Here is a 10,715-nt window from a genome sequence, read left to right as displayed (position 1 = left end):
TTATTTTTACCCTACTATTTTGGGGTGGGAAACTTTAGTTACTTTATTCTCCCCAAGAAGACATATATAGAAGAGATGGGAGGAACCAAAAGGACGAATATATCCTTGGAAGAAATGATAGATCTTAAAAATGTCTATGGTTTATCACTTCGTGCATTGATTCTCAGTGCCCGTGACTTTGGCATTATAGAAACAGAATACAAACGATGGTGGTATGCAGAGTATCTGGAAGATAATCCTTGGGAATCGGGCTTAGGACATTACGCTTATCCAGAAACGACAGGTAGAGAAAAGCGTATTGATTCTATTATCAATTTAAAAAAGATAGAGGGGGAAAAGTAGATAAATTTAATAATTAGATATTTGATTAAATATTACAAAAAATATGAGAATTCATTTAAAAACTTCACCGAATACTACACCAGTTCCTTTTGATTATCACCAGAAACTGGTTGGTACTATTCATAAATGGATTGGAAACAACTCTATTCATGATACGATTTCATTGTATTCTTTCTCTTGGTTGAATGGAGGAAGAAAAGTGGAGAATGCACTTCAGTTTTCACAGGGTGCAACGATGTTTATTAGCTTTTATGATGAAAGTATCATTAAGGCTATCATCAGAACAATCCTTGAAGATCCTGAGATGTTTTGTGGTATGTTTGTAACTGACATAACTATTGGTGCTGAACCTCAATTTTCAGAGCGGGATTTGTATTATTGTGCTAGTCCGATTTTTATAAAGAGGAAATTGGATGATGGAAGTATTAAACAGTATAATTTCAATCATGCTCAGGCAAACCAGTATCTTAAGGAAACTCTTTTGTCTAAGATGAAAGAGGCTGGATTGGAAGAGGATGAAACGTTGGATATCTGTTTTGATCTTTCTTACTCCAAAAAGAAGTTGAAGTTGGTTCGTTATCATGGTATTGGCAATAAGGCAAGTCTTTGCCCGGTTGTCATCAAAGGTAAGCCTGAGACGAAACAATTTATATGGAATGTTGGTGTAGGCAACTGTACGGGTATCGGATTTGGAGCAATTTACTAATTATTAAAGGATTTGATTATGTATGTCGTAACATATAAAGGACAGTTCGGTTTTATTAAACCATGGACCGCTGTTCGTGATGGAGAAACATTCAGCCAGCAGTTTCTAACTCCTTCTATTATAGAAGGCATAGAGAAAAAACTGTTTCCTGAACTTTTGGACGTTCCAGGAATCCATAAAATTTTGAGGCACAAATTGAAGTATGATTCCCTGGATTCTCAACAGGAAGTGATACAGCCAAGAGGTTGGGAGTATAAAAACAGAACTTTCATTAGAAATCGTTCTGTATTGAAGCGTTCTGTTCTTTTGCATCCGGTTTTATGTATTGCTTTTGAAAACGAAGAAGATGCTATTATTGCATCGAAGCAACATGTATGTGTATGCAGAAATGAAGATATACTCTTGCCAGAATCAGAAATCAGAGTGATGGAAGAAGAACAATTCAATCAATTACCTGGTTTTGAATTGCGCTTTGGAAATTCTGAGCAGTCTTTCCTGGTTGGCTATAACCGTTTTAACGATAATCAGCCAATGGTTGGCTGGATAGAGTATAATGGTCAATCTTTACTTTAAACGATGTAACTATATGAATATTCATCAAGAAATATTAGCTAAAAGCGAGCAGAATGGACATGTTTGTTTATATCAGCATCTAAAGAATGTTGCTGATACAGCTCGGGTTATGGCTAAACATTTAGGATTTGATGAACAGATTGCAGTAGAAGGAGCTTTATTGCATGACATCGGAAAGGTAAGTCCAGTGTTCCAGCAATCGCTGATTTCCCCAAACAAGAAGAAGCCTGGCTCTGTTTTTCGCCATGAAATAGCTTCCTTGTTCTTTCTGTCGTTAGTATGTCAGGAACATAGAGATGCTGTGATAGATATGATAGTAGCGCATCATAAATCAATGTATAAAGATGTTCGGGATTTGGGTATTTTAGATTTAGATGACGCATCAGATTGTTTCAAGGAACATTCAAAGTTATTTCCAGAATGGAGTCATATAGCCATTGATATTCTTGAAAGCCTTGGCTTGGAAACTCATGAGGTTTCTTTGGAAGAGGCAAAAGAAAATTACGAATATGTCATAGACTATTGTGATGGTAGAAAACAGGGATGTTCTGAATGGAGAGGGTTGTTGATGGCGGCAGATCACATGGCTTCTGCTATGGAGACTACTTTTGAAATGCCGCTTGATAAACTCTTCATCAAACCAGATTTGTCTTTTTACAATAGGCAAAGTGAACTCTATCCTTTATCATTGATTTCTTCGGATAGTAAGAAGATGCATACGTTGGTAACGGCTCCAACTGGAGCTGGAAAAACTGATTTTTTGTTGAGGCGTTGTCGTGGAAGAGTTTTCTATACACTGCCTTTTCAAGCATCAATTAACGCTATGTATGATAGAATAAAGAATGATTTGAGTAATACTAATGCTCAAGTTCATCTTCTACATGCATCCTCTAATCTGAAAGTGAAAGACGGTAAGATAGAGGAAAGTATCATGCAGCGTCATGTTGGTGCATCAGTGAAGGTCCTTACTCCACACCAGATGGCCTCTGTTGTTTTTGGTATCAAAGGATATGAGGCCATGGCTATGGATTTAAAAGGTTGTGATGTGATTCTCGATGAGATACACACCTATTCTGATGTTATGCAGTCTATAGTTCTACGCATTATAGAAATTCTTGTTGCGCTGGAGTGTAGAGTTCATGTTGGTACGGCAACAATGCCTACTGTATTGTATCAGAAGATACTTCATCTATTGGGTGGAGCTGATGCTGTCTATGAGGTTAAGTTAGAGTCTCTGACGCTTCAATCATTCAACAGACATCAAATCTACAAACTCGAAGATAAAAAAGAATCTTATGATGTGATAGCCTCAGCAATCGAAAGCAATTCTAAAGTTCTCATAGTATGTAATCAAGTAAAAAGAGCACAGAAACTATATGAGTCTATTGAAGAATTATATCCGGATGTGAAGAAGATGCTTGTGCATAGCAGGTACAAACGAAGCGACAGGGCTAAATTGGAAACGAAGTTGCGTGAAGACTTCAATCAATTAGAAAACGTTCCATGCATTGTAGTTTCCACTCAAGTAGTAGAGGTCAGTCTTGATATCAGCTTTGATATAATGATTACTGAGTGTGCTCCAATTGATGCTCTTACACAGCGTTTTGGACGAATTAATCGCAAGCGTACAAGAGATACCATTGGACACTACAAGCCGATATATGTCATAGCACCATCTGAAGATGATAAAGAAGCTCTTCCTTATAGTCTGGATGTTCTGAAAGATACTTTCAGTGTCCTGCCAGACAGTGGTGACATCATGGAGGAATGTCATGTTCAGGAAATGATAGATAAGGTATATCCAAAGATTGACTTTCAGAATATAGACTTTACTGGAGTGGCGTTCTTGGAAGGGAAATGGGTGTTAAAGGCACTTTGTCATCATCCGAAATCAGCGTTACTGGAAACGCTTGACATCAATTCTGCTGTTTGTATTACAGAAGAAGATAAAGACAGATACTTATGTGCCAATGGATTGGAAAGAATTGAAATGGAAATACCTGTAAGCTATCATTCCATTGCACATAGAAATCTTGATCAGCTCAACAATGGGTCGCATCCTTTTGTCATTCCGAACAAAGGATATGATAAAGAAAAGGGATTGTTACCCGATTTGTGTAAAATAGAATATTATCAATCGTTTGAAATACTATAAAATATGATAACATCAAATATTGGAAAGATATTCCTGGATGCTTACAATGAAAAATATGGCACCAGCTATGATGCCCGAACTTTCTTTTTGGAGCAGTTCTATCCCTTGTTTTTTGATCAAAACAAGTATATGATGACTGCAGGCAATTCGCCTTTGGAAAATCCAAAGTTAAGTTGGGATGATATGATAAAGGGGAAAAAGCCTTTTGAGACTCCTGAACAAAGAAAGATCCGCTTCGAAAAATTGATTAAGAAAATTGAAGAGAGTGAAGCTGATGCAAGCATTGCACGTGGTTATGCTTCATTAGATGTTACAGCTACAACATCTGGTCAAGTGACAGATTTGAAGTTACCAAACTCTCAGGAAGAAATCTATACATCGTGGATTGGAGATGCTCTTGGTATTGGAGTGCAGGGAGGCTTTTCGATTCTTTTTAGTAACAAAGAAATTCTTCTTGATATTTTTGAAGGTTGGAAGCTCTATCGTAAGTGTCTTAATGAGACATCTATGTTAAAAGGAAATCAAATTAATACTTGGAATGGTCAATGGCTGTCCCATTATTATGATCCAAGAGAATATAATGCAGATATGCCTTTGGCGGGATATAATCCTTTTAATGTGAATAAGGATGGAATTATTAGTATCGATACCCAAACATGGACAAAGATTCTCATTGGTATTTCTAAAAAATATAGAAATGCTCAAATTTTGGGCTACATCTATAGCATAGGACAGACAAATACTACCATTGGTTTTATACCATTTAATTTGAACCAAATACGCCGACCTATTCATCTTTATGAAAAGATATTTGGGATGAGCAATGGTAGAAATGCGGAGTCTTTATGGGGAACTGCAATTGGATTTAAAACGGCTTGTACTTATGGGGCTATAGGTATTAAAGCTATGGAGCCTAAAGGGCTTAGAGATTATGTATATTCAAAAGGAGATAAAGTGCCGAAACAGCCGAAAACTCCTAAAAATGAAGACGAACAAATTAATTTTAACGTATATAAAATTTGGATATTAGCTATGTTGAATAATGATGAATTATGGGAGAAATCCCAAGAGTTGGCTGAGTTGTTGAACGAAGCCTCTAGTGATAAAGATAAGTCTATCAGTACCAAACGTAAAAATTTGGTTGAGACAATGCTCAATGCAACTAATAAGAAACAGTTCATAGCAGCTGCTGCAGAGGTTGTTTCATTCATTGGTAAGATAGATGAGTTTAAAGGAATCGTGAAGGAGATTCATGGTATGCCAACAGACAATGTACCATACTTCTTAACACTTTTGCGTTTCCAGTATAAGACATTATAATAACAATTAAAAATACAAGATTATGAAAGAGAATTCTTTTATTTATTTACGAGGTCTCAAGCATGCTGCGTTCACAGTATTCTGTGTAGAAGATGGTCAGAAATCTTATTATGACCCACAGTTCAACGTAAGAGTTCCATTTGCTAGTGGTCAACAGGTTAAGCGTTCTATCCTGGAGCAACTTAACGATGTTTTAGGTGTTCAACCTTCTCCTACCGAGTTCTTTTTTGATGTAGATAAGAAAGGTGCGCTTAAAGAAGGTGAGGTTCTTTCGTCTTGTGATCCACATTATATCGACCAGCTTTTAGGTGGCTGGATGAGAACTCCAAAGGGTGGAAAAGAGAAAGCTGTAAAGCGTAGAAGTCCATTTAGTATTTCTGCGATGACCCCTTTGCATCCACTTTTGGCTGCAGTTTCTAAGGAGAATATTTCTTTTGATCGTTCTGATAAGCCTAACGTACATAAAGTTGTTGTGCGTGATGCTAATGGAAATCGTTTGACAGATGAACAGGTTAGTGACTTTTTAGAGGGTAACGATAGAAGTTTGTATCGCAAATGGATTCCAGACAATAGTCGTGCCACAGGTCTTTTTGTCTATGATGTAGCTATTGATTTGCGACGTTTGTTCTGCGTTTCAACTAATCAGTTGGAACCTGAGATTACATCAGAAATGGTAGAGAAGTTGAAAGAAGATGGATGGAAGGTAATCACTACTTCTTTTGGTGAATGTTTGTTGATGCCGAAAGAGCAGCGTGAGCAGATTATTCCAGCTATAGCCGATGCTCTGATTGATTGGCATATCACATCCAATCAGGCAAGAACATTCAGTTTGATGGAGACTTTAGCCATTGCTATTAGTGATAATGCTAATACTTTAGCAGCAGCTATTCGTGCCAAGCTTGTTGAGGATGGAGAATCTAAACCAAAGGCAAAGCCTATCGTTGACGAAAATGCTGGTGCCAAGACATTTATAACTCTTCCATGTGCAAGTTATGTCGTGACTGAGACGGAAAGCGCAGATGCTTTGGCTAAGGCTAAGCAGGAGTTGGTTGATAGAATGATGGCGTTTGATTACGAGAATCAGATTTAATGTAAATGATGAGGCTCCTGGTTTTTACTTGGAGCCTCCTATTGGTTTTTCTCTATGGTCATAACAGGTACTCATTTCAACTATTACCAGCTTTGCCATCGCAAACTATGGCTGTTTGCCAATGGCATCAACATGGAACAAGAGTCAGACTTGGTCTATGAAGGAAAGCTGGTGCATGAATCAAGTTATCCGCAACGTACATCAAAGTATGAGGAAGTGGAGATTGATGGTATCAAAGTAGATTACTATGATGCCAGGAATAAGGTCATCCATGAGATAAAGAAATCTAATAAGGTGGATAAAGCTCATGAATGGCAACTGAAATATTACATGTATGTTTTCGAGCAACATGGAATAGATGGCGTGAAGGGCATCTTGGAATATCCTCTTTTGAGAAAGACAAAAGAAGTAATCTTGACAGATGTTAATAGAGATGACATTCAGGTTATATCTAAGGACATTATTAAGATAATCTCTCAAGATGTTTGCCCGTCTAAAGTTAAGAAAGGCATCTGTAAGAATTGTAGTTATTTCGATTTTTGTTATATAAACGAGTTGGAGGAAGAAGAATGAAAAGAAGTTTCTATCTGTTCAATCCAGGCATCATGGAACGCAGAGATAATACGCTGAAGTTCACGCCTGTTATCGTGAATGAAGATAATGAAGAAATCAAGCAGCAACCTCGATACATTCCTATTGAGGATGTTGCGGAACTGTATGCTTTTGGAAGTCTGCGGGCAAATAGTGCTTTGTTCAACTTTCTGGGGCAGAAAGGTATTCCTGTCCACTTCTTCGACTATTATGAGAACTATACCGGAAGCTTCATGCCACGTGAAAGTCTTCTTTCTGGCAAGGCATTGTTGGCACAAACATCTGCATACCAAAACAAGAAAAAAAGAGTAGAATTGGCACGAAAGTTCATTCAGGGAGCAGCTTGGAATATGGTTATGAACCTCAACTATTATAATCGTAGAGGAAAAGACCTGCAAGATATTATCGATACTATTAAAAGATTGAGTAATACTTTACCAGATGCCAAGGCTGTGGATGAGATAATGGGAATTGAGGGAAATATCAGACAGGCTTATTATGCAGCATTCGATATCATTATCGATGATTTCAATATGGGGGCAAGAACCAAACAACCGCCGGAGAACGAGGTAAATGCTCTCATTTCTTTTGGCAATATGATGTGCTATACTGAAACTCTCCGGGCAGTTCATCAAACTCAGCTCAATCCAACGATAAGCTTTCTGCATACTCCAGGAGAAAGGCGTTTTTCGTTATGTCTGGATATATCCGAGATCTTCAAACCTATTATCGTGGATAGAGTCATCTTCAAGGTACTCAATAAGCATGCTTTAAGCACCAGTCATTTTGATAAGAAACTCAACAAATGTCTTTTGAACGAAAAGGGAAAGAAGATTTTTGTAAAGGCTATGGAAGAGCGATATGACGAGACGTTCCGTCATCGTTCTTTAGGACGTAATGTAAGCTATAAGCATCTTATAAAGTTGGAATGCTATAAGCTACTGAAAGATATTTTGGGAATAGAAGAATATAAACCTTTTAAAATGTATTGGTGATATGTATGTGATTATAGTTTACGATGTAGGTGAGAAGCGAGTTGGCAAAATGTTGAAGCTTTGCCGCCAGTATTTGTGTTGGATTCAGAACTCAGTTTTGGAGGGAGAATTATCTGAAGCCAAACTTCGTGAATTGCAAATGAAGATGAAAGCTATCATTGATGAATCCGAGGATAGTGTCATTGTTTTCACCAATAAAATGGGGTATAATATGAACAAACAGATTCTTGGAAAAGAAAGAATGACTACCGATAATTTCTTATAAAGAGTTGTCGATGTGGTTCTATTTTGCCGTTTTAAGTTCGGCAAAACCTCCGAAAGTGTTCTTTGACTTATTGAAACCTCCATAAATAGGCAGGTTGTCGTAAGGCCACAGAAAAAATATCTTTAGGCATCGACATTTTTCTGAAGATTTTTTTGTATCTTTGCACCCGCAAACCTATAGAGTCTTCGGGGGTGTATGCCTTAGACTTAACGGGTTTTAATCGTACCTTTATGGAATTGAAATTTGCTGCCGGTGGTTCTTTGCTTGGTGGTCTTTTTGTTTTAATCGTACCTTTATGGAATTGAAATTCACATCTTTCACCTCTTTTCGTTGAAAGAAGCTGAGTTTTAATCGTACCTTTATGGAATTGAAATGCCTGTTGATTAAACAGATTTCGCTGAGCAGGAGCGAGTTTTAATCGTACCTTTATGGAATTGAAATATGGGACGATTACCTAAAAACAAGTTGCGGGAATGAGTTTTAATCGTACCTTTATGGAATTGAAATTGAGCAATATTCGACAAAGCAAAAGCAGGGTTAAGTTTTAATCGTACCTTTATGGAATTGAAATTGGAAAAAGGTCGATATCCCTGTAGGTGGTGCAGGTTTTAATCGTACCTTTATGGAATTGAAATTATTGTGCCCTTGGAAGAACTCCGTTAAAATAATCAAGTTTTAATCGTACCTTTATGGAATTGAAATTGAGTTAGGAACACCACCAACTTCTTTGTTTAGTGTTTTAATCGTACCTTTATGGAATTGAAATGATGAGCCAATCTTAGCATAGCCGCCTGATGAGCCAGTTTTAATCGTACCTTTATGGAATTGAAATACCAGAAGCACCCTTTTGTAAGGTGTTAAGCATGTTTTAATCGTACCTTTATGGAATTGAAATGGATGTGCATCTTTGCACCACGTTTTATCATTATTGGTTTTAATCGTACCTTTATGGAATTGAAATATTTGCGTTCTGCGTTCGCTCTTGATAAGTTGTAGTTTTAATCGTACCTTTATGGAATTGAAATTGTGGTTAGGAATCTTTTTCATTGTCTTTCCAAAAGTTTTAATCGTACCTTTATGGAATTGAAATGGTGTTGGAAATTTAATTGGTGCTGGTGTTGGTGCTGTTTTAATCGTACCTTTATGGAATTGAAATGCGTGGTTCACGTCTGGATAAGGAGTTCCGTTCAGTTTTAATCGTACCTTTATGGAATTGAAATGACGCAATAAAAACAAAGGCACTCTCAGATGAACATTTTAATCGTACCTTTATGGAATTGAAATACAAACTCACACTTATATTGAGGAGCATAAGGATGTTTTAATCGTACCTTTATGGAATTGAAATTATCTGGGTGATCTATGAGGTATCCGACACAGGGTTTTAATCGTACCTTTATGGAATTGAAATTGAACAGAAAGAGGACGTACTGCAGTAACTGAAACGTTTTAATCGTACCTTTATGGAATTGAAATGTATAACACTGGAACAAGAACAAATCCCTGGCTTGTGGTTTTAATCGTACCTTTATGGAATTGAAACTAGCCTATGCGGCTATGCGTATCCTCTACAAAATCACGAAATAAGGGTTGGGAGGGGCGGTTTTAACCGACCCCATAATGTGGTGAATGGAAGTTTGCGTAGTTTACGATGCTACGTTTTACTGTTTTTTACTTGGTAAACGCAGTTTTTCCATGATTGTGCTGGCTTTTGGGATAAAATCATTCTCTTTGCGGTGTAAAATGTGATACCAATATCAAAAAAAGTACTCTAATATGATATTTGAACGTAAGAAATACTTGGATGAACTTATCGCAGGACGTGGAAACGGTCTTGTGAAGGTTATAACAGGTGTCAGACGAAGTGGAAAGTCTTTCCTGCTGTTTGATATCTGGCATAACTGGCTGTTGGAACATGGGGTGACTGATAATCACATCACCGAAATACAACTTGATGATTTCCGAAACAGGCGGTTGAGAAAGCCTGATGCCTTGCTCGACTATATAGACTCAAAGGTAGTGGATGATGGCAAACCTTATTATCTTGCATACAAGAGTAAATAAGCGTGGCTACAAACGAAGACTAAAGCCTCCTTGTAACCACGCTTTTATATTCTCTATATCCAACAAGGAACGTACCCTTGTTTATTTTATTCCCCACTCCCTTTCTCAAAATATGGATCTAATTCCTTCTTCACATCGAAGCAGGGACAGGCCTTGGCGGAAAACTCGTTGTGACCGTGGATGGTGGCGTGAGGGAATTCCTCCTTCAGCTGACCGATGAGATCCAGCAGGGCAGCCTTCTGGTCGATGTAGGTAAGCAAATTATCCAATGATAGCTTTAATCCAGATGATACCATTTCTTTCGGACAAAGCTGTATAATATCATAGGTAATAACCTTAGCATATTTCTATAGACAAAGTCTGATATATACAAAAGAGGTAATCAATGTGAATGTGCTTTTCAGAATAATATTTGATTTCACTGATAGCATGATTAATCTCATTAAATTCTACTTCTTTTTCTTCAATATATTTATTTTTGTTCGACAATTTTACTATACATCACGATTTCGCTCCTGAAAACCTATATGTTTGAGCTTAAAAATAAGGGGTTTTAGTGAAAAAATCCGCAGTTTTGAGCTTTTAAGTGAAAGAATAAGCCGAAAAACGCTCCT

At 37.3% G+C, this 10,715-nt stretch carries 11 protein-coding genes and 1 CRISPR repeat array; of the genes, 10 read left to right on the top strand and 1 reads right to left on the bottom strand.

Annotated elements, in window-relative coordinates; genetic code table 11:
* The 10 genes from DW917_RS15005 to DW917_RS14960 all read left to right on the top strand — a co-directional run.
* A partial coding sequence (locus tag DW917_RS15005) for a hypothetical protein (protein ID WP_233524770.1) occupies positions 1–342 on the top strand: 342 nt, incomplete at its 5' end.
* A gap of 43 nt (positions 343–385) precedes the next feature.
* A complete protein-coding gene (gene cas6 / locus DW917_RS15000; protein WP_118119996.1) occupies positions 386–1,048 on the top strand; it encodes a CRISPR-associated endoribonuclease Cas6 in 663 nt (220 codons plus the stop codon).
* An 18-nt stretch (positions 1,049–1,066) separates the two neighbouring features.
* The gene (locus DW917_RS14995) at positions 1,067–1,621 is read left to right on the top strand and encodes a hypothetical protein (protein WP_118119994.1); all 555 of its coding nucleotides are present in this window, start codon (positions 1,067–1,069) and stop codon (positions 1,619–1,621) included.
* 13 nt (positions 1,622–1,634) lie between these two features.
* Entirely contained in the window at positions 1,635–3,776 is a 2,142-nt protein-coding gene (gene cas3 / locus DW917_RS14990; protein ID WP_118120002.1) for a CRISPR-associated helicase Cas3', read from the top strand.
* A gap of 3 nt (positions 3,777–3,779) precedes the next feature.
* A complete protein-coding gene (locus tag DW917_RS14985; RefSeq protein ID WP_118119992.1) occupies positions 3,780–5,096 on the top strand; it encodes a hypothetical protein in 1,317 nt (438 codons plus the stop codon).
* 22 nt (positions 5,097–5,118) lie between these two features.
* Positions 5,119–6,186 carry a CRISPR-associated protein Cas7 gene (locus DW917_RS14980; RefSeq protein ID WP_118119990.1) on the top strand — a complete coding sequence of 356 codons (1,068 nt, stop codon included), beginning with the start codon at positions 5,119–5,121 and terminating at the stop codon, positions 6,184–6,186.
* Positions 6,187–6,240: 54 nt separating this feature from the next.
* A complete protein-coding gene (gene cas4 / locus DW917_RS14975) occupies positions 6,241–6,759 on the top strand; it encodes a CRISPR-associated protein Cas4 (RefSeq protein WP_118119988.1) in 519 nt (172 codons plus the stop codon).
* Entirely contained in the window at positions 6,756–7,772 is a 1,017-nt protein-coding gene (cas1b, locus tag DW917_RS14970) for a type I-B CRISPR-associated endonuclease Cas1b (protein ID WP_118119986.1), read from the top strand. Before cas4 ends, cas1b begins: the two co-directional genes overlap by 4 nt.
* A 1-nt stretch (position 7,773) precedes the next feature.
* Positions 7,774–8,037 carry a CRISPR-associated endonuclease Cas2 gene (cas2, locus tag DW917_RS14965; protein ID WP_118119984.1) on the top strand — a complete coding sequence of 88 codons (264 nt, stop codon included), beginning with the start codon at positions 7,774–7,776 and terminating at the stop codon, positions 8,035–8,037.
* 213 nt (positions 8,038–8,250) lie between these two features.
* Positions 8,251–9,580: a CRISPR direct-repeat array (repeat unit 30 nt; unit sequence GTTTTAATCGTACCTTTATGGAATTGAAAT).
* Between the two features lie 233 nt (positions 9,581–9,813).
* On the top strand, positions 9,814–10,101 hold the full coding sequence (locus DW917_RS14960; protein WP_233524769.1) for an AAA family ATPase: 288 nt from the start codon (positions 9,814–9,816) through the stop codon (positions 10,099–10,101).
* A gap of 86 nt (positions 10,102–10,187) precedes the next feature.
* Here DW917_RS14960 and DW917_RS14955 read toward each other — a convergent pair whose 3' ends face one another.
* Positions 10,188–10,397: a hypothetical protein gene (locus DW917_RS14955; protein ID WP_147344217.1), complete on the bottom strand. Its 210-nt coding sequence runs from the start codon at positions 10,395–10,397 to the stop codon at positions 10,188–10,190.
* Between the last annotated feature and the right edge of the window lie 318 nt (positions 10,398–10,715).

Source organism: Prevotella sp. AM42-24 (assembly GCF_003461825.1).
GTDB classification, from domain to species: Bacteria; Bacteroidota; Bacteroidia; order Bacteroidales; family Bacteroidaceae; genus Prevotella; species Prevotella hominis.
The sequence above is the reverse complement of the archived record's forward strand: the minus strand, read 5'-3'. Positions and strand labels throughout refer to the sequence as shown.

Coding starts and splice junctions, on each gene's coding strand:
- cas6 (WP_118119996.1), top strand. CDS start 386: ATGAGAATTCATTTAAAAACTTCACCGAATACTACACCAGTTCCTTTT.
- DW917_RS14995 (WP_118119994.1), top strand. CDS start 1,067: ATGTATGTCGTAACATATAAAGGACAGTTCGGTTTTATTAAACCATGG.
- cas3 (WP_118120002.1), top strand. CDS start 1,635: ATGAATATTCATCAAGAAATATTAGCTAAAAGCGAGCAGAATGGACAT.
- DW917_RS14985 (WP_118119992.1), top strand. CDS start 3,780: ATGATAACATCAAATATTGGAAAGATATTCCTGGATGCTTACAATGAA.
- DW917_RS14980 (WP_118119990.1), top strand. CDS start 5,119: ATGAAAGAGAATTCTTTTATTTATTTACGAGGTCTCAAGCATGCTGCG.
- cas4 (WP_118119988.1), top strand. CDS start 6,241: ATGGTCATAACAGGTACTCATTTCAACTATTACCAGCTTTGCCATCGC.
- cas1b (WP_118119986.1), top strand. CDS start 6,756: ATGAAAAGAAGTTTCTATCTGTTCAATCCAGGCATCATGGAACGCAGA.
- cas2 (WP_118119984.1), top strand. CDS start 7,774: ATGTATGTGATTATAGTTTACGATGTAGGTGAGAAGCGAGTTGGCAAA.
- DW917_RS14960 (WP_233524769.1), top strand. CDS start 9,814: ATGATATTTGAACGTAAGAAATACTTGGATGAACTTATCGCAGGACGT.
- DW917_RS14955 (WP_147344217.1), bottom strand. CDS start 10,397: ATGGTATCATCTGGATTAAAGCTATCATTGGATAATTTGCTTACCTAC.